20 protein-coding genes are annotated in these 18,704 nt (G+C 72.1%); 19 read left to right on the forward strand and 1 reads right to left on the reverse strand.

The annotated features are described in order from the left end of the window. Positions 1 to 21: 21 nt before the first annotated feature. Both ffh and ftsH read left to right on the forward strand, forming a co-directional pair. Complete coding sequence (gene ffh, locus IE249_RS27780; protein ID WP_189709047.1) at positions 22 to 1,572, forward strand: signal recognition particle protein; 1,551 nt, start codon at positions 22 to 24, stop codon at positions 1,570 to 1,572. Positions 1,573 to 1,681: 109 nt separating this feature from the next. Continuing rightward, a complete protein-coding gene (ftsH, locus tag IE249_RS27785; RefSeq protein ID WP_189709049.1) occupies positions 1,682 to 3,661 on the forward strand; it encodes an ATP-dependent zinc metalloprotease FtsH in 1,980 nt (659 codons plus the stop codon). A 15-nt stretch (positions 3,662 to 3,676) separates the two neighbouring features. On the opposite strand, the gene IE249_RS27790 is transcribed toward ftsH, so the two are convergent. Beyond that, positions 3,677 to 4,633: a class I SAM-dependent methyltransferase gene (locus tag IE249_RS27790; RefSeq protein ID WP_189709051.1), complete on the reverse strand. Its 957-nt coding sequence runs from the start codon at positions 4,631 to 4,633 to the stop codon at positions 3,677 to 3,679. Between the two features lie 599 nt (positions 4,634 to 5,232). Between IE249_RS27790 and IE249_RS27795 the strand changes: the two genes are divergently transcribed. The 17 genes from IE249_RS27795 (at position 5,233) to IE249_RS27875 (ending at position 18,696) form a co-directional block, all read left to right on the forward strand. Then, the gene (locus tag IE249_RS27795) at positions 5,233 to 5,829 is read left to right on the forward strand and encodes a hypothetical protein (RefSeq protein WP_189709053.1); all 597 of its coding nucleotides are present in this window, start codon (positions 5,233 to 5,235) and stop codon (positions 5,827 to 5,829) included. 310 nt (positions 5,830 to 6,139) lie between these two features. Beyond that, complete coding sequence (gene rpsP, locus IE249_RS27800) at positions 6,140 to 6,559, forward strand: 30S ribosomal protein S16 (protein ID WP_189709055.1); 420 nt, start codon at positions 6,140 to 6,142, stop codon at positions 6,557 to 6,559. Positions 6,560 to 6,564: 5 nt separating this feature from the next. Beyond that, positions 6,565 to 6,804 (forward strand): RNA-binding protein, encoded by a 240-nt coding sequence (locus IE249_RS27805; protein ID WP_003973401.1) that lies wholly within the window; start codon positions 6,565 to 6,567, stop codon positions 6,802 to 6,804. 168 nt (positions 6,805 to 6,972) lie between these two features. Then, positions 6,973 to 7,518 carry a ribosome maturation factor RimM gene (gene rimM / locus IE249_RS27810; protein WP_189709057.1) on the forward strand — a complete coding sequence of 182 codons (546 nt, stop codon included), beginning with the start codon at positions 6,973 to 6,975 and terminating at the stop codon, positions 7,516 to 7,518. Then, complete coding sequence (gene trmD, locus IE249_RS27815; RefSeq protein ID WP_189709059.1) at positions 7,515 to 8,348, forward strand: tRNA (guanosine(37)-N1)-methyltransferase TrmD; 834 nt, start codon at positions 7,515 to 7,517, stop codon at positions 8,346 to 8,348. Before rimM ends, trmD begins: the two co-directional genes overlap by 4 nt. A 134-nt stretch (positions 8,349 to 8,482) precedes the next feature. After that, positions 8,483 to 8,833 (forward strand): 50S ribosomal protein L19, encoded by a 351-nt coding sequence (rplS, locus tag IE249_RS27820; RefSeq protein WP_189709061.1) that lies wholly within the window; start codon positions 8,483 to 8,485, stop codon positions 8,831 to 8,833. 45 nt (positions 8,834 to 8,878) lie between these two features. Then, complete coding sequence (gene lepB, locus IE249_RS27825) at positions 8,879 to 9,640, forward strand: signal peptidase I (RefSeq protein WP_189709063.1); 762 nt, start codon at positions 8,879 to 8,881, stop codon at positions 9,638 to 9,640. Continuing rightward, positions 9,633 to 10,724: a signal peptidase I gene (gene lepB / locus IE249_RS27830; RefSeq protein WP_189709065.1), complete on the forward strand. Its 1,092-nt coding sequence runs from the start codon at positions 9,633 to 9,635 to the stop codon at positions 10,722 to 10,724. Before lepB (IE249_RS27825) ends, lepB (IE249_RS27830) begins: the two co-directional genes overlap by 8 nt. Further along, complete coding sequence (gene lepB / locus IE249_RS27835; RefSeq protein ID WP_189709067.1) at positions 10,612 to 11,622, forward strand: signal peptidase I; 1,011 nt, start codon at positions 10,612 to 10,614, stop codon at positions 11,620 to 11,622. Before lepB (IE249_RS27830) ends, lepB (IE249_RS27835) begins: the two co-directional genes overlap by 113 nt. Before the next feature lie 107 nt (positions 11,623 to 11,729). After that, on the forward strand, positions 11,730 to 12,506 hold the full coding sequence (gene lepB, locus IE249_RS27840) for a signal peptidase I (protein ID WP_189709069.1): 777 nt from the start codon (positions 11,730 to 11,732) through the stop codon (positions 12,504 to 12,506). After that, positions 12,496 to 13,029, forward strand: a complete 534-nt coding sequence (locus tag IE249_RS27845; protein WP_189709071.1) for an NUDIX hydrolase — start codon at positions 12,496 to 12,498, stop codon at positions 13,027 to 13,029. The genes lepB (IE249_RS27840) and IE249_RS27845 overlap by 11 nt, the downstream gene beginning before the upstream one ends. Positions 13,030 to 13,085: 56 nt before the next feature. Then, positions 13,086 to 13,394, forward strand: coding sequence for a DUF2469 domain-containing protein (locus IE249_RS27850; protein ID WP_003965949.1), 309 nt, complete (start codon positions 13,086 to 13,088; stop codon positions 13,392 to 13,394). A gap of 156 nt (positions 13,395 to 13,550) precedes the next feature. Continuing rightward, a complete protein-coding gene (locus tag IE249_RS27855) occupies positions 13,551 to 13,952 on the forward strand; it encodes a YraN family protein (RefSeq protein ID WP_189709073.1) in 402 nt (133 codons plus the stop codon). Then, a complete protein-coding gene (locus IE249_RS27860) occupies positions 13,952 to 15,577 on the forward strand; it encodes a YifB family Mg chelatase-like AAA ATPase (protein ID WP_189709075.1) in 1,626 nt (541 codons plus the stop codon). Before IE249_RS27855 ends, IE249_RS27860 begins: the two co-directional genes overlap by 1 nt. Positions 15,578 to 15,729: 152 nt before the next feature. Then, positions 15,730 to 16,944 carry a DNA-processing protein DprA gene (gene dprA / locus IE249_RS27865; RefSeq protein ID WP_229859387.1) on the forward strand — a complete coding sequence of 405 codons (1,215 nt, stop codon included), beginning with the start codon at positions 15,730 to 15,732 and terminating at the stop codon, positions 16,942 to 16,944. Between the two features lie 281 nt (positions 16,945 to 17,225). Continuing rightward, a complete protein-coding gene (gene whiG, locus IE249_RS27870; RefSeq protein ID WP_189709077.1) occupies positions 17,226 to 18,068 on the forward strand; it encodes an RNA polymerase sigma factor WhiG in 843 nt (280 codons plus the stop codon). A 70-nt stretch (positions 18,069 to 18,138) separates the two neighbouring features. Next, entirely contained in the window at positions 18,139 to 18,696 is a 558-nt protein-coding gene (locus IE249_RS27875; protein ID WP_189709165.1) for a TetR/AcrR family transcriptional regulator, read from the forward strand. The last annotated feature ends 8 nt before the right edge of the window (positions 18,697 to 18,704 follow it).

Raw genomic sequence — 18,704 nt, forward strand, 5'->3', positions numbered from 1 at the left:
ACACCGAGGACCGACGCCGCCGTGTTCGATACTCTCTCCGATCGCCTCTCAGCGACTTTCAAGAGCCTGCGCGGCAAGGGGCGGTTGTCCGAGGCGGACATCGACGCCACGGCGCGCGAGATCCGCATCGCGCTCCTCGAGGCCGACGTCGCCCTGCCCGTCGTCCGCGGCTTCATCAAGAACGTCAAGGAGCGGGCGCTCGGCGCCGAGGTCTCCCGCGCGCTCAACCCGGCCCAGCAGGTCCTGAAGATCGTCAACGACGAGCTGGTCACCATCCTCGGCGGCGAGACGCGGCGGCTGCGCTTCGCCAAGCAGCCGCCGACCGTGATCATGCTGGCCGGTCTCCAGGGCGCCGGCAAGACCACCCTGGCGGGCAAGCTCGGCAAGTGGCTCAGCGAGCAGGGCCACTCCCCGCTCCTGGTCGCCTGCGACCTCCAGCGCCCCAACGCCGTGAACCAGCTCAGCGTCGTCGCCGAGCGCGCCGGCGTCGCGGTCTACGCGCCCGAGCCGGGCAACGGCGTGGGCGACCCGGTCAAGGTCGCCAAGGACTCCATCGACTTCGCGCGGACCAAGGTCCACGACATCGTGATCGTGGACACCGCCGGCCGCCTGGGCATCGACCAGGAGATGATGCGGCAGGCCGCGGACATCCGGGACGCGGTCTCCCCGGACGAGATCCTGTTCGTCGTCGACGCGATGATCGGCCAGGACGCCGTCAACACCGCGGAGGCCTTCCGCGACGGCGTCGGCTTCGACGGCGTGGTGCTCTCCAAGCTCGACGGCGACGCCCGCGGTGGCGCGGCCCTGTCGATCCGACAGATCACCGGCAAGCCGATCATGTTCGCCTCCAACGGCGAGAAGCTCGACGACTTCGACGCCTTCCACCCGGACCGGATGGCCTCCCGCATCCTCGACATGGGTGACCTGCTCACCCTGATCGAGCAGGCGGAGAAGACGTTCAGCCAGGAAGAGGCCGAGAAGATGGCCTCCAAGCTGGCGTCCAAGAAGGGCCAGGACTTCACCCTGGACGACTTCCTGGCCCAGATGGAGCAGGTCAGGAAGATGGGCTCCATCTCCAAGCTGCTCGGCATGCTCCCGGGCATGGGCCAGATCAAGGACCAGATCAACAACCTCGACGAGCGCGACGTCGACCGCACCGCCGCGATCATCAAGTCGATGACCCCGGGCGAGCGCCAGGACCCCACGATCATCAACGGCTCCCGCCGCGCCCGTATCGCCAAGGGCTCCGGCGTCGAGGTCAGCGCCGTGAAGAACCTCGTCGAGCGGTTCTTCGAGGCCCGCAAGATGATGTCGCGGATGGCCCAGGGCGGCGGCATGCCCGGCATGCCGGGGATCCCGGGCATGGGCGGCGGCCCCGGCCGGACCAAGAAGCAGCCCAAGAAGGCCAAGGGCAAGCAGCGCTCCGGCAACCCGATGAAGCGCAAGCAGCAGGAGCAGGAGGAGGCCGCCCGCCGCGCGGCCGCGGCCCAGGCCGGCGGCGCCTTCGGGCTGCCCCAGCAGGGCGGCCAGGACTTCGATCTGCCGGACGAGTTCAAGAAGTTCATGGGCTGAGACCCGCGGGGCCGGCGAGTCCGGTCGTACGCAACGAGGGCGCCCCCTGCCACGCGCGGGGGCGCCCTCAGCGCGTGCCGGGGCACGCCGCGTGCCGTAACGTCCAGATATGAGCAATGCCGCGCCACCACGCAAGGCCCCTGACCAGCCGTGGCGCACCGAGGGCACGCCGGACGGGCCGCCGCGGCGGCCCGGCGGCAAAGTGCCCCGCGGCCGGTGGTGGGGGCTGCTCGTCACCGCGGTGGTCGTCTTCCTGCTGGCCTACGGCGGACTGACCTACTACAACTCGGGCAACGAGCCGACCATCTCCTACACCGAGTTCAGCAGGCAGGTCGACGCCGGCAACGTCTCCAAGATCTACTCCAAGGGCGACGCGATCCAGGGCCAGCTCAAGAGCGCCCGGGACCGGCCCGGTGGCGGCGGCACCTACACCAAGTTCAAGACGCAGCGCCCCGCCTTCGCGGACGACAAGCTGTGGCAGAGCCTGACCGGGCACGACGTCACGGTGACCGCGCAGCCGGTCGTCCAGCAGCGCGGCTTCCTGTCCAACCTGCTGCTCTCGCTCGCGCCGATCGTGGTCCTCGCCGCGCTCTGGGTCTTCTTCGCCCGGCGGATCGGCTCCGGCCTCGGCGGACCCGGCGGGATCTTCGGCCGCAAGGCGCCACCCCGGCCGGTCGAGCTCCAGCCCGGCACGCAGCGCACCACCTTCGCCGACGTGGCCGGGATCGACGAGGTCAAGGGCGAGCTGGACGACGTCGTCGACTTCCTGAAGCACCCCGACTCCTACCGTCGCATGGGCGCCAAGATGCCCCGCGGCGTCCTGCTCACCGGCCCGCCGGGCACCGGCAAGACCCTGCTCGCCCGGGCCGTCGCCGGCGAGGCGGGCGTGCCCTTCTTCTCGGCCTCCGCCTCCGAGTTCATCGAGATGATCGTCGGCGTCGGCGCGTCCCGGGTGCGCGAGCTGTTCGCCGAGGCGCGCAAGGTGGCGCCCTCGATCGTCTTCATCGACGAGATCGACACGATCGGCCGGGCCCGGGGCGCCGGCGCCTCGGTGGGCGGCCACGACGAGCGCGAGCAGACCCTGAACCAGATCCTGACCGAGATGGACGGCTTCTCCGGCTCCGAGGGCGTGATCGTGCTGGCCGCCACCAACCGGGCCGACGTCCTCGACCCGGCACTGACCCGGCCCGGCCGGTTCGACCGGCTGGTCCAGGTCTCACCGCCCGACCGCGGCGGCCGCGAGGCCATCCTCGCCATCCACACCCGCGAGATCCCGCTCGCCCCCGGGGTCGACCTCGCCCGGGTCGCCCGTACGACCCCGGGCATGACCGGCGCGGAACTGGCCAACCTCGCCAACGAGGCCGCCCTCCTCGCGGTCAAGCGGCGCCAGCAGCAGGTGACGCAGACCGACTTCTCCGAGGCCCTGGAGAAGGTCCAGCTCGGCGCCGAACGCGCGCTGGTGATGCCGGAGGAGGAGCGCCGGCGCACCGCCTACCACGAGAGCGGCCACGCCCTGCTCGGCATGCTCCAGCCCGGCGCCGACCCCGTACGCAAGATCACCATCGTCCCGCGCGGGAGGGCGCTCGGCGTCACCCTGTCCACGCCCGAGTCCGACAAGTACGCCTACACCGAGGAGTACCTGCGCGGCCGGATCATCGGCGCGCTCGGAGGCATGGCGGCCGAGCACGTGGTGTACGGGGTCATCACGACCGGCTCCGAGAACGACCTCGAACAGGTCACCAACATCGCGCGCGGGATGGTGGCCCGCTGGGGCATGAGCGAGCACGTGGGCCGCCTGTCCGCGCTGCCCGACGACGCCCAGCAGGCCTACGGGCTCTCCGCCGCCCCGCAGACCCTGGACTCCATCGACACCGAGATGCGGCGCATCGTCGACGAGTGCTACGAGGAGGCGTGCCGCAAGCTGCGCGACCACCGCGGACAGCTGGACGCGCTGGCCCGGGCCCTGCTGGAGAACGAGACCCTGGAGGAGGCCGACGCCTACCGGGTCGCCGGCATCACCCGCCTGAAGAAGGACACCAACGGCGACGCCACCACCGCGGGCGCGGAAGGCGGGAGCGCGATCGGCTAGGGGTCCGTCACGGGCTCAGGGCGTGCGCGCGACCAGGTAGCGGAAGACGTTCGGCATCCACACCGTGCCGTCGCTCCGCTGGTGCGCGTGCAGGGCCTCCGCCAGCTCCTTGCCGGCCTGGTTGCCGTCGGTCGCCTCGACGGCCGCGTCGAACAGCCCCGTCGACAGCAACCCGCGCACCGCGCTGTCGAGGTCGGCGTACCCGAAGGGGCAGGCCACCCGGCCCGAGCCGTCCGGCCGCAGGCCCGCCCGCCGGGCCACCTCCTCCAGGTCGTCGCGCAGCGCCGGCCGCGGGCAGCCGGCGCCGCGCACCGGATCGGCGAGCTTGGCCGCCACCCGCAGCACGGAGGCCGTGGCGCACCGCTCGGGCGGACCCCAGCCGGCCAGCACCACCGGCGTCCCCCGCCCCGCGAGCGGCGTCGCCTCGGCGAGCAGCCCCGACAGCCTCTCGGCGTCCCCCGCCAGGCACCCGATCGGCTCGAAGGCGGTGATCAGCGTGTACGGGGCCTCGACGGCACCCGGGTCCGTGTCTGCGCGGGCGCCCGAGCCGGAACCGGCGCCTGCACCGCTGCCCGCGCGGGCCTGCGCACGCGGGCCCGCGCCCGCCCCGGCGCCCGCCCCGGCGGCCGCCGCCGGTGAGCCCTCGACGAGCCGGGCGTCGGCACGCGCGCGCGTGTCCCACGCCTGAGGCAGCAGCCGCCGCCGGGCGAGGTCGAGCCGCTCGCGGCGGGTGTCGACACCGGTGACCGCCGCGCCTCTGGAGACCGCCATGAGCAGGGCCAGCCCGGAGCCGCAGCCGAGCCCCAGCAGCCGCGTGCCGGAGCCCACTTCCAGTCGCTCGTAGACGGCCTCGTAGAGCGGGACCAGCATCCGCTCCTGGATCTCGGACCAGTCACGCGCGCGTGCACGTGGATCCACCCGGGACACCGGTCCCGCGTGACGTACGTGCTGCCGCACGAGCGTAGGTGTCATGGATAAGCGCCCCAATCAGCCGAGAGTTGCCGCCGTGCCGGATTCCGTGGCCCCCGTGCAGTGCGCCCGCACTCCCTCCGTATGCCAGGTAACTCCCCGCTCCCCATCGCGTCCAGGGGTCTGGGGGCCCGGCTTGCGGCCGACGCGCGCCCGTGGCGAGATTTCACATCCCGGCAACCTGGGGCCGTACCGGAAGCAACGAACGGGCACCCCGCGCGGGATGGCCGGAACCCGTCGCCCGGTGATGACAGCGGGTGAGCCGGGCGGCCTCCGGCACGGCCCGGTGGCGGGGGCCCGCTCCGCGCCCGGTAACGTCACGGTCGTCACGTACGCAGACCAGGACGAGGCCCCGGCGCGGGGAAGCGGCCGAAACACCTCTTGCGCATCGCGCGACCCCGCGCGCCCAGCGCGCGAGCGGGGCGTACACGCCGGTGCGTACGCGTGGCTACGCACCGGCTTGGTATGAGCTGTGAGACTTCTCCGCAGATCAGCGCACCCGCCCTCGTCAGGCCGCATCAGTGCCAACTGACGGGTACGTGCAAATTATTTGGGATGCCCCGTAATAGGAACACAGCGGCACCCAGGCTCGTTGTCATTACGTGAGCACGACACCACCTGTTCTCGCCGCAGAGCTGGCGCAGGCGTGGGCCGACATTCAGCGGTACCACCCCGAGCTGCCGGACCTTGCCGCGCCTGAGTCCCTGATCGGGGAGTCGTCGTCCGCCTGCGGGCACGAACTCTCCTTCGAGCGACTGCTTCACGAGGCAGTCCACGGCATCGCCGCCGCGCGAGGGGTGCGCGACACCTCCCGCGCCGGCCGCTACCACAATCGCCGGTTCCTCGCGATCGCCGAGGAGCTGGGCCTCGACCACCCCGAGGAGCCGCACCCGAGCAGCGGCTTCTCACTGGTCACGCTCAGCCCCGAGGCCAAGCGGCGCTACCGCCCGACGATCGAGCGCCTCCAGCGCGCCCTGAAGGCGCACACCGCCGCCACGTCCTCCGACACCGGCCGCACCTTCCGCGGCCCGGCCGCCCGCCACGGCTCGTCCGGCGGCGGGGTCCGGGTCAAGGCGGTGTGCGACTGCGGCCGCAACGTCCGGGTCGTCCCCTCGGTCCTGGCCCAGGCCCCGATCGTGTGCGGGGGGTGCGGCAAGCCCTTCCGGATCCCGGAGGTGGTGGGCGCGGCGGCGGGCTAGGGATGAGGCTGCTCGTGGCAGCCCCATCCGCGGCCCGCGGTCCGCGAGGCTCACGGCGCCGGCGGCACCCGGAGCGCCGGGTGCCGCTCAGGCATGCCTGAAAGTGCCTGGTCCACCCGGGTCTGTCGGCCTCGCCCACCCTCCGCCCGGAGCGCCCCGCCGGGTGTGGCACAATGACTAGCTGTACTCGACAGTCGCACAGGACCCCTCTCTCCTCCGGCTGACGCGTCCATCGGGCATTCGGGTACCGCAGCCCCACGCGGCCTTCCCGCCGTGCCCAACCACGTCAAATCCAGGAGAACCCACTCCCGTGGCAGTCAAGATCAAGCTGAAGCGTCTGGGCAAGATCCGTTCGCCTCACTACCGCATCGTCGTCGCCGACTCCCGTACCCGCCGTGACGGCCGGGCCATCGAGGAGATCGGTCTGTACCACCCGGTGCAGAACCCCTCGCGCATCGAGGTCAACGCCGAGCGCGTGGCGTACTGGCTCTCCGTCGGCGCCCAGCCGACCGAGCCCGTGCTCGCCATCCTGAAGAAGACCGGCGACTGGCAGAAGTTCAAGGGCGAGCCCGCCCCTGCGCCGCTGCTGCAGCCGCAGGAGAAGGCCGCGCGTCCGTCGTTCGAGGCCCTCGGTGGCGACGACGAGGGCAAGGGTGAGGCGATCACCCAGAAGAAGAAGGCTGAGAAGAAGGACGAGGCCGCTGCCGAGTCCGAGTCGACCGAGGCCTGAGCACCATGCTCGAAGAGGCGCTTGAGCACCTCGTGAAGGGCATCGTCGACAACCCTGACGACGTGCAGGTCGCCTCGCGCAACCTGCGCCGCGGACGCGTGCTCGAGGTCCGGGTCCACCCCGACGACCTCGGCAAGGTCATCGGCCGCAACGGCCGTACGGCACGCGCCCTGCGCACCGTCGTGGGCGCCATCGGCGGCCGCGGTGTCCGCGTCGACCTCGTCGACGTGGACCACGTCCGCTGACGCTTTTCGCAACCGGCTCGGGCCGGGGAGGGCCACAGGGCCGTCCCCGGCCCGCAGTCGTATGAGCGGGCCCAGGTCCGAGCGGGCCAGGCCGCAGGAGCAGTCCCGGCAGGGTCCCGGCAGGACCCTGGCAGGGTCCCGGCAGGAGATGACAGGAGAACTGGACACGTGCAGCTGGTAGTCGCACGGATCGGCCGCGCCCACGGCATCAAGGGCGAGGTCACCGTGGAGGTACGTACCGACGAGCCGGAACTCAGGCTCGCCCCCGGCGCCGTCCTGGCCACCGACCCCGCCTCCGCCGGGCCGCTGACCATCGAGACGGGCCGCGTGCACAGCGGCCGTCTGCTGCTGCGCTTCGAGGGCGTCGGCGACCGCAACGCCGCCGAGGCGCTGCGCAACACCCTCCTCATCGCCGAGGTCGACCCGGACGAGACGCCCGAGGAGGAGGACGAGTACTACGACCACCAGCTGATGGACCTGGACGTGGTCACCGCCGACGGCACGGAGGTCGGCCGGATCACCGAGATCTCCCACCTGCCCTCCCAGGACCTCTTCATCGTCGAGCGCCCCGACGGCAGCGAGGTGATGATCCCGTTCGTCGAGGAGATCGTCACCGAGATCGACCTGGAGGAGCAGCGGGCCGTCATCACCCCGCCCCCGGGCCTGATCGACGACCGTGCGGAGATCGCCTCGCCGAGGGACGAAAGCGCATGAGGCTCGACGTCGTCACGATCTTCCCCGAGTACCTCGAACCGCTGAACGTCTCCCTGGTCGGCAAGGCGCGCGCGCGTGGCCGGCTGGACGTGCACGTGCACGACCTGCGCGCGTGGACCCACGACCGCCACAACACCGTCGACGACACGCCCTACGGCGGCGGCCCCGGCATGGTCATGAAGACCGACCCCTGGGGCGAGGCACTGGACGCCGTCCTCGCCGACGGCTACGAGTCGGGCTCCGGCGCGCCCGCCCTGATCGTGCCCACGCCCAGCGGCCGCCCCTTCACCCAGGAACTCGCCGTCGAGCTCTCCGAGCGCCCCTGGCTGGTCTTCACCCCGGCCCGCTACGAGGGCATCGACCGCCGCGTCATGGACGAGTACGCCACCCGTATGCCGGTGTACGAGGTCTCCATCGGCGACTACGTCCTCGCCGGCGGCGAGGCGGCCGTCCTGGTGATCACCGAGGCGGTCGCCCGGCTGCTGCCCGGCGTCCTCGGCAACGCCGAGTCCCACCAGGACGACTCCTTCGCGCCCGGCGCGATGGCCAACCTCCTGGAGGGCCCCGTCTACACCAAGCCGCCCCACTGGCGCGGCCGGGGCATCCCCGAGGTGCTGCTCAGCGGCCACCACGGCAGGATCGCCCGCTGGCGCCGCGACGAGGCCCTGCGGCGCACCACGGCCCAGCGGCCCGACCTGATCGAGCGCTGCGACCCCAAGGCCTTCGACAAGAAGGACCGTGAGATGCTCTCCATCCTGGGCTGGTCCCCGGACCCCGCCGGCGGGCCGTACGGCCGATTTTGGCGCAGGACCGAGGGCGTGGAAGAATAGGCGGCTGTTGTGCGCCGTCCGGCGTGCGCCCCTGCCACAGGGGGACACGACGCCCGCCCCGACGAGCACAGCGCAGATCCCGAACATCCAGATCCCGTTGATGACCTGTGGCATCAGCGAAGAAAGCAGACGAAATGTCTCACCTGCTCGACACCGTCGACGCCGCGTCACTGCGCCAGGACATCCCGGCCTTCCGCCCGGGTGACACCGTCAACGTGCACGTCCGCGTCATCGAGGGCAACCGCTCCCGTGTGCAGCAGTTCAAGGGCGTGGTGATCCGCCGCCAGGGTTCCGGCGTGCGCGAGACCTTCACGGTCCGCAAGGTCTCCTTCTCCGTCGGCGTCGAGCGCACCTTCCCGGTGCACACCCCGATCGTGGAGAAGATCGAGCTCGTCACCCGTGGCGACGTGCGCCGCGCCAAGCTGTACTACCTCCGTGAGCTGCGCGGCAAGGCCGCGAAGATCAAGGAGAAGCGCGAGAACTGAGCGCCTTCCGGGATCCACACCGGGGCGGGATAGCATTCCGCCCCGATGGACACCGAAGCACAGCACACGGAGCGCGACCGCTCCTTCCGCCCCTCCGGCGCCGGACCCCACCGGGCTCCGGACCCCAAGGGGGCGGAAGGGCGGTCGCGCTTCGCGTGGGTGGCACGGGTCACGGACTGGCTGCCCGGCGGGCGGATCACCCTGACCGCGCTGATCTGCCTGGTCCTTTTGCTCCTCCTCAACACATTCGTGGTGCAACCGTTCCAGATTCCGAGCGGATCCATGGAGAACGGATTGAGGATCGGGGACCGCGTTCTCGTAAATAAGTTGGCGTACCGTTTCGGTGCCGCGCCGCGGCGCGGCGATGTCGTCGTGTTCGACGGCAGCGGGTACTTCGGTGACGCCGACTACATCAAACGCGTTGTGGGTGTAGGGGGAGACCACGTGGTCTGCTGCGACAAGGAGGGGAGGATCCGGGTGAACGGCCGGCCGGTCGACGAGTCGACCTTCCTCCACCCCGGCGACAGCCCCTCCACGGTGCCCTTCGACGTCGTCGTCCCCGACGGCACCCTGTTCGTCCTCGGCGACCACCGCAGCGACTCCAGCGACTCCCGTGACCACCTCGGCTCACCGGGCGGCGGCATGATCCCCGTCGGCGACGTGATCGGCCGCGCCGACTGGATCGCCTGGCCCGTCGGCCACTGGACCCACCTCACCCGGCCGCACGCCTACGCGCGCGTACCCGCCGCCGCCCAGGGGGCGTACCCGGGCGGTGCCGACGGGCACCCGGGCGGTGCCCATGGGTAACCGCGGCAAACCGCGCGGCGCGCCGGTCAGCGCCGCCGAGAACCTCCTGCCCACCGGCGCCCGGCGTGCCTCCAGTCCGTCCGGCGGCCGCACCCGCGCGGAACGGCGCAAGCTCCAGCGCAAGGTCAAGCGCAAGCGCAGGCGCTCCGCCGTCCGCGAGATACCGCTCCTGGTCGGCGTCGCCGTGCTCATCGCGCTCGTGCTCAAGACCTTCCTGGTGCAGGCCTTCGTCATCCCCTCGGGCTCGATGGAGCAGACGATCCGGATCGGCGACCGCGTCCTGGTCGACAAGTTCACCCCGTGGTTCGGCTCCGAGCCGCACCGCGGCGACGTGGTCGTCTTCCACGACCCGGGCGGCTGGCTGGCGGGGGAGCAGACCACCAAGAAGAACGACCCGGTGGTCGTCAAGCAGGTCAAGGAAGGTCTCACCTTCATCGGCCTGCTGCCCTCCGACAACGAGAAGGACCTCATCAAGCGCGTCGTCGGCGTCGGCGGCGACCACGTCAAGTGCTGCGACGCCCAGGGCCGCGTCACCGTCAACGGCGTTCCCCTGAACGAGGGTGACTACCTCTATCCGGGCAACGCCCCTTCCGACACGCCCTTCGACATCACCGTGCCCAAGGGGCGGCTGTGGGTCATGGGCGACCACCGGGGCAACTCGGCGGACTCCCGCGCCCACCAGAACACGCCCTACGGAGGCACCGTCTCCCTGGACTCCGTGGTCGGCCGGGCCATGGTCATCGGCTGGCCGGTGGGCCACTGGACCAGACTCAAGGAACCCCAGACCTTCTCCTCCGTGTCCGACGCGGCCTCAGGGTCGGCCGCTGCCGACCGGCTGTCGCATAGGGTTGCCCAGGACCGTCCGAACGGATCGGTTCAGCTCCCGAGCCCTGCGGAACTCCCGCTCGTTATGGGAGTGGTGGGCCTGCGCCGGGCACGGCGCGGGCGGCGGCACGGAGTAAGGAGTTGGCGTGGGGGACGTGGCGGTTGGCGCACGGTCCGGCAACGACGGCGAGGAACACCGCGGACACCCCGTGGATGCGGCGGACCCCGCCGCGGCCGACGTCGTGACCTCCGGGAGTGAGAGCGAAGCAGCCGAGGACGGCAGGGTGACGGAGCACAACGACAGCGGTGACCGGGCAGGCGGCGGCACCACCCCGAAAGCGAAGCAGCCCCGCTCCTTCTGGAAGGAGCTGCCCATTCTGATCGGCATCGCGCTGGTGCTGGCGCTGCTGATCAAGACCTTCCTCGTCCAGGCGTTCTCGATCCCCTCGGACTCGATGCAGGACACCCTCCAGCGCGGCGACCGCGTCCTCGTCGACAAGCTGACCCCGTGGTTCGGCTCCCAGCCCGAGCGCGGCGAGGTCGTAGTCTTCCACGACCCGGACGACTGGCTGGCCGGCGAGCCGACCGCAAAGCCCAACGCCGTGCAGACCGTCCTCAGCTGGATCGGCCTGATGCCGTCCGCCGAGGAGAAGGACCTCATCAAGCGCGTCATCGGCGTCGGCGGCGACACCGTCGAGTGCAAGGGCACCGGCCCGCTCATGGTCAACGGCAAGGCGCTCAACGAGGGCGACTACGTCTACCCGGGCAACACGCCGTGCAGCTACGACGACCAGGGCGGCCAGTTCAAGGTCAAGGTGCCCAAGGGCTACATCTGGGTCATGGGCGACCACCGGCAGAACTCCCGGGACTCGCGCTACAACCAGACCGACAAGCACCACGGCATGGTCCCGGTCAAGGACGTCGTCGGCCGCGCCATCGTCCGTGCCTGGCCCATCAACCGCTGGGGCACCCTGCCCGTGCCGGACACCTTCGACCAGCAGGGCATCGGACAGCAGTCCGCCGCCGGCGCCCTGACGGTCGCCCCGCAGGGCGTGGCCCTCACCGCGGTGGTACCCCTGGCGCTGTGGCGGCGCAGGCGGTCCCTTAAGGCCGAGACCGGGACGGGCACGCCCACGACGGCCACCGGCAGCCGCTGAGCGCTCCCGGGGGCGAGCGCCCCTTGTGAAGCCCTGGTGGAACTTCCGCCTCCGGCCCCGAAAGGGGGGCTGCCCCGTTTCGGTACCGCCCGGTAGGGTGCGGGTCCATGGGTGGCGAGAGCACGACGCGTACGGCCCCGCGCAGCGGCGGCACAGGCAGGGGCCCGGCGGGCGGCAGGACGGGACAGCGACTGTCCGGGCTGGCCGTGGCGCTGGGCCTGGTGCTGTTCCTCGGCGGGTTCGCGTGGGCGGCGGTGGTCTACCGGCCGTACACCGTGCCCACCAGTTCGATGACGCCGACGATCGACATGGGCGACCGGGTGCTGGCCCAGCGCGTCGACGGAGACCAGGTGCGCCGCGGTGACGTGGTCGTCTTCACCGACAAGTCCTGGGTGCAGAACGCGCCCGTGGTCAAGCGCGTGGTCGCGGTCGGCGGCGACACGGTCTCCTGCTGCAAGCGGGGCAAGCTCACCGTCAACGGCAAGGAGATCGACGAGCCGTACCTGAAGGGCGGCGCCGCCGAGATCAAGAACTTCCCCACCGTCGAGGTGCCCGCCGGCCGCCTGTTCCTGCTCGGCGACGAACGCCAGGGCTCGCTGGACTCCACCGCCCACCTCGACGACGCGGCCAAGGGCACCGTCGCGCGCGGTGACGTGACCGCCAGGGTCGACGCCGTGGTCTGGCCCATGAAGGGCATGCTGGAGCGTCCCACGGGCTTCGAGGCGCTGGGCACCCTGTCCCAGCCGGGCCCGCTGCGCCCGATCGTCCTGCTGATCGTCGCCGGCGCCGTCCTCGTCCTCGCGGGCGGCGCGTACGGCCCCATCGCCAAGCGCGTGGGCGCCTCTCGCGGCCGCGCCCGGACGGAGCCCGCACGTGCCCGCTGAGGCGGTGGACGGGCCGTATGACGCGGTTGCCGAGGGCGCGGCCGAGCCGCGCAAGGTGGCGCGGGTGGTGCTGCTCGACCCCGCCGACCGGATCCTGCTGCTGCACGGTCACGAACCGGACGATCCGGCGGACGACTGGTGGTTCACACCCGGCGGCGGCCTGGAGGGCGCCGAGACGAGGGAGGAGGCCGCCCTGCGGGAACTCGCCGAGGAGACCGGCATCACCGAGGTCGAGCTCGGCCCGGTGCTGTGGCGGCGCCGCTGCTCGTTCCCGTTCGCGGGACGGCGCTGGGACCAGGACGAGTGGTACTACCTCGCCCGTACGACCCAGACGGCGACCCGGGCCACCGCGCTCACCGCACTGGAGCGGCGCAGTGTCGCCGGAGCACGCTGGTGGACGTGCCGGGAACTGACCCGGGCACATGAGACGGTGTATCCGACCAGACTCGCCGAGCTGCTGCGCAGGCTGCTCGACGAAGGCCCCCCGGCCGGGCCGGTGACCCTGGACACCGAAATCGTCTAGGGCCTCACGGGACTGGCGCACAATGGTGGGACCGCACGGCTGAAGGGGAACATGCCATGAGCGCCGAGGACCTCGAGAAGTACGAGACCGAGATGGAGCTGAAGCTCTACCGGGAGTACCGCGATGTCGTCGGTCTGTTCAAATACGTGATCGAGACCGAGCGGCGCTTCTACCTCACCAACGACTACGAGATGCAGGTCCACTCGGTGCAGGGTGAGGTGTTCTTCGAGGTGTCCATGGCGGACGCCTGGGTCTGGGACATGTACCGGCCGGCCCGGTTCGTGAAGCAGGTCCGTGTCCTCACGTTCAAGGACGTGAACATCGAGGAGCTGAACAAGAGCGACCTGGAGCTGCCCGGCGGCTGAGGGGCTGTGGATGGCTGACGTGGATTCTCCTGGGTCCCGACCTCAACCTGGACCTGGACCTGGACCTGGGCCACGGCGGACTTCCCTCGTGTGGGTGACGGAGTTGTCCACAACCGGCGAGTAACCCACCAAGATCCACTCGGGCGGGCCGGATGCGTGACCGTTGGCGCCGGAGGTGGTGCCGACATGCACACACATCAGGCGCGCAGCGCGCTCGGCAGGTACGGAGAGGGGCTGGCCGCCCGGCGGCTGGCCCAGACCGGCATGACGCTCCTGGAGCGCAACTGGCGCTGCGGCAGGACCGGCGAGATCGACATCGTCGCGCTCGACGGCGACGTCCTCGTCGTCTGCGAGGTCAAGACCCGCAGGGCGGGAACCTTCCAGCACCCGATGGCCGCCGTCACGGCGGAAAAGGCCCAGCGCCTGCGCGGCCTCGCCGAACGCTGGATCCAGACCCACGGCGGAGCACCCCCCGGCGGCGTCCGCATCGACCTGGTCGGCATCCTGCTGCCCCGGCGCGGAGCACCCGTCGTCGAGCACGTGAGGGGGGCCGCCTGATGGGATTCGCGCGCACCTGCTCCGTGGCCCTGGTCGGCGTCGAGGGCGTGGTCGTCGAAGTCCAGGCCGACCTCGAACCCGGCGTCGCCGCCTTCACCCTGGTGGGACTGCCCGACAAGAGCCTCACCGAGAGCCGCGACCGCGTCCGGGCCGCCGTCGTCAACTCCGGCGGCGAATGGCCCCAGAAGAAACTCACCGTCGGACTCAGCCCCGCCTCGGTGCCCAAGGGCGGCAGCGGCTTCGACCTCGCCGTCGCCTGCGCCGTCCTGGGCGCCGCCGAACGCATCGACCCCCGCGTCCTCGCCGACATCGTGATGATCGGCGAACTAGGCCTGGACGGACGGGTGCGCCCCGTGCGCGGCATCCTGCCCGCCGTGCTCGCCGCCGCCGACGAGGGCTACGAACAGGTCGTCGTGCCCGAGTGCGCCGCCGCGGAGGCCTCACTCGTCCCCGGCGTCTCCGTGCTCGGCGTGCGCAGTCTGCGGCAGCTGATCGCCGTACTCGCCGACGAACCCGTCCCCGAGGAGGACCCGGACGACCAGGGCCGCCCCGACCCCCTCCTGGCCGGCCTGCGCGTACCCGGCACCGGCGCCGCCACCGGCATGCACAGCCTCGGCGCCGCCCAGCAGGACCAGGGACACGACCTCGCCGACGTCGTCGGCCAGCACTCCGCCCGTACGGCCGTCGAAGTCGCCGCCGCCGGGGGACACCACCTGTTCCTGGAAGGACCACCCGGCGCCGGCAAGACCATGCTCGCCGAGCGTCTGCCCGCGGTACTGCCCCCGCTCGACCGGCAGGAATCCCTCGAAGTCACCGCCATCCACTCGGTGGCCGGACTGCTCCCAGCGGGCAAGCCCCTGATCGACCTGGCCCCCTACTGCGCCCCGCACCACTCGGCCACCATGCAGGCCCTCGTCGGCGGCGGCCCCGGCATCGCCCGCCCCGGAGCCGTCTCCCTCGCCCACCGCGGCGTGCTCTTCCTCGACGAGACCCCCGAGTTCAGCAGCCACGCCCTCGACGCACTGCGCCAGCCGCTGGAGGCCGGACACGTGGTGATCGCCCGCAGCGCCGGCGTCGTGCGGTTCCCCGCGAAGTTCCTGATGGTGCTCGCCGCCAACCCCTGCCCCTGCGGCCGCTTCTCCCAGCGCGACTCCCTGTGCGAATGCCCGCCCTCCGCCATCCGCCGCTACCAGGCACGCCTGTCCGGCCCCCTGCTCGACCGGGTCGACCTGCGCGTGGAGGCCGACCCGGTCACCAGGTCACAACTGACCGCACGCGGCAGCCGGGGCGAATCCACGGCGACGGTCGCCTGCCGGGTACGCGCCGCACGCGAACGCGCCTCGGCACGGCTCTCCGGCACCCCCTGGCGGACCAACAGCGAGGTCCCGGGGCGCGAACTGCGCAGCCGCTGGCAGGCGGTCCCCGGCGCCATGGACGAGGCCGAGCGCAATCTGGAGCGCGGCGTCCTCACCGCCCGCGGCCTGGACCGGGTGCTGCGGGTCGCCTGGACCGTCGCCGACCTCGCCGGACACGACCGGCCCGACGCCTCCGACGTCGCCCTGGCCCTGCAACTGCGCACCGGAGTGCCACGAGGCGTGCCCCTGGCGATCGGCGCCCCGGCATGACCGGGCCGGGCAACGCGGCTTCGGGCGGCGAACCGGGGGAGTCCGGTCCCTGGGAGGGCGCGAGGGACGCGGGCGGAGCGCGTGGTGTACCGGGGGCGTCCGGCACCCGGAGGGATCCGCAGGGCCCGAGCGGTGCGAACGGCCTGAGGGGTGTGGACGACGTGAACGGCGCCGACCGCCCGGACGGTGCTGACCGCCCGGACGGCGCCGATCGCCCGACAGGCGACGACGCCGAACTCCTCGCCCGTGTCTTCCTCAGCCGGGTCCTCGAACCCGGCGACACCGCCGGCGGCCGCTGGGTGCGCGAACTCGGCGCCGTTCCCCTCGCCCGGCGGCTGCGAACGGGCACGCTCCCGCTTCCCGGGGTGTCCCTGAAACGGTGGGCGGGCCTGTGCGCCCGGGCCGCGCGGGCCGACCCCGCCCGAGACCTGGCCGCCGCCCGGGAGGCCGGCGTCCGCTTCCTCCGGCCCGGCGACACCGAGTGGCCCGCCCAGCTCGACGACCTCGGCGACGCCCGCCCCACCGGACTGTGGGTGCGCGGCCGGCCCAGCCTGCGCATTTGGGCACTGCGCTCGGTCGCCCTCGTCGGCGCCCGCGCCTGCACCGACTACGGCGCCCACATGGCCGTCACCCTCGCCGCAGGCCTCGCCGAACGCGGCTGGGTGGTGGTGTCCGGCGGCGCCTACGGAGTCGACGGCGCCGCCCACCGCGGCGCACTGGGCAGCGGCGGCGCCACCGTCGCCGTACTGGCCTGCGGAGTCGACCGGCCCTACCCGCGCGGGCACGCGGGACTGATCGACCGCATCGCCCAGCAGGGCCTGGTCGTGGGGGAACTGCCGCCCGGCGACCACCCGACGCCGAGCCGGTTCATCGTCCGCAACCGCGTCATCGCGGCCCTCACCCGCGGCACCGTGGTCGTCGAGGCCGCCTACCGCAGCGGATCACTGGTCACCGCCCGGGCCGCCCAACGGCTGGGCCGCCACACCATGGGAGTGCCCGGACCGGCCACCAGCGCCCTCTCCGCCGGCGTCCACGAACTGCTGCGCGGCGGAGCCGCACTGGTCACCGACGCCGAGGAAGTCGTCGAACTCGTCGGCGACATGGGCGAACTCGCCCCCGACCGGCGCGGCCCCGTACTCCCGCGAGACCTGCTGGCTCCCGACGCCCGGCACGTCCTCGACGCCCTGCCCGCCCACGGCGCGGCGACCGCGCAGGAGATCGCGCGCGTGGCCCGCACGACGGCCGACGACGCCATCGCGAGGCTGTACGAACTCCGATCGCTTGGTTACGTCGAACGACACGGCGAGGGATGGAAGTTGACACGCCAGGCGATGATCTCGTCCCGAACGGGTCGGGACGAGTGTTGACCGAGCGTGTTCGGCCGTCCGGGGGAACGCCGACGCCTGCGGGAATTCCCGCAGTTGAGAGTCGCGCGGGTCACTGAGCGTGACGGACCTGGCTCGGCGGGGCGCCCCACGGAACGAATCTGCGCACGCCCCGCGCCCCGCCGTTCGCGCACCGCGACACTCCAGTCACGCTACGCTCACGTGGTTCCGACACCAAAGACCCCGATTCCCGACCCGATCCCGACCAGACCGACAGCCCACCCAGACGCCCCACTCCACGGCAGAACGGCACAAGGCGACGAATGCCCCAGCACACCTCCGGGCCCGACCGGGCGGCGACCCCCCCAGCCGCCCGTGACGGTGGCAGCGTGCGGCCGCCCGCTCCCTCGACGCTCGACGAGCTGTGGCGGTCGTACAAGGCGACGGGGGACGACCGGCTGAGGGAACAGCTGATCCTGCACTACTCGCCGCTGGTCAAATACGTGGCCGGCCGGGTCAGCGTCGGTCTGCCGCCCAACGTGGAACAGGCCGACTTCGTCTCCTCCGGGGTCTTCGGGCTCATCGACGCGATCGAGAAGTTCGACGTCGACCGGGAGATCAAGTTCGAGACCTACGCGATCACCCGGATCCGCGGCGCCATGATCGACGAACTGCGCGCGCTGGACTGGATCCCCCGCTCGGTCCGGCAGAAGGCGCGCAACGTCGAGCGGGCGTACGCCACGCTGGAGGCACGGCTGCGGCGCACCCCGACAGAGGTGGAGGTCGCCGCCGAGATGGGCATCGCGGTGGACGAACTCCACGCGGTCTTCAGCCAGTTGTCGCTGGCCAACGTGGTCGCCCTGGAGGAGCTCCTGCACGTCGGCGGCGAGGACGGCGACGGACTGAGCTTCATGGACACCCTCGAGGACACCGCCGCCGACAACCCGGTGGAGGTCGCCGAGGACCGCGAACTGCGGCGGTTCCTGGCCCGCGCGATCAACACGCTCCCGGACCGCGAGAAGACCGTCGTCACGCTGTACTACTACGAGGGCCTGACGCTCGCCGAGATCGGCAACGTGCTCGGCGTGACCGAGAGCCGGGTCAGCCAGATCCACACCAAATCGGTGCTCCAGCTGCGCGCGAAGCTGGCGAGCTTCGGCCGGTGAGCGCCGTCGCTCCCGTCGCGGACGCCGGATCCGTAAAGTGGCTGACGTGCCAAGGATTCGAGCGGCCTCCGTGGCCGAGCACCGGTCGATGCAGCGAGCCGCCCTGCTGGACGCGGCCCGCACCCTGCTGTCCGAGGGCGGTACGGAAGCCCTGACCTTCCCCGCCCTGGCCGAGCGCACCGGCCTGGCCCGGTCGTCGGTGTACGAGTACTTCCGCTCCCGGGCCGCCGTGGTCGAGGAACTGTGCGAGGTCGACTTCCCGGTGTGGGCCGCGGAGGTCGCCGCTGCCATGGCCGCGGCCGACGGCCCCGAGGCCGAGGTCGAGGCCTACGTCCGCACGCAGCTCGAGCTGGTCGGCGACCGCCGGCACCGGGCCGTGGTGGCGATCTCGGCCAGTGAACTGGACGCCGGGGCCCGCGAGAAGATCCGCGCGGCGCACGGCGGCCTCGTCGCCATGATCGTGCAGGCGCTCGCCGACCTCGGGCACAGCAGGCCCCGCCTGGCGGCGATGCTGCTCCAGGGAGTCGTCGACGCGGCCGTACGACGCATCGAACTCGGCGTGGCCGAACCCCCCGCAGACATCACCGACACCGCGGTATCCATGGCGCTACGAGGCATCCGGGGGTAAGCCCCCCC

Origin of the sequence: Streptomyces anandii JCM 4720, from assembly GCF_014650655.1 — a bacterium.
Taxonomy (GTDB): Bacteria; Actinomycetota; Actinomycetes; order Streptomycetales; family Streptomycetaceae; genus Streptomyces; species Streptomyces anandii.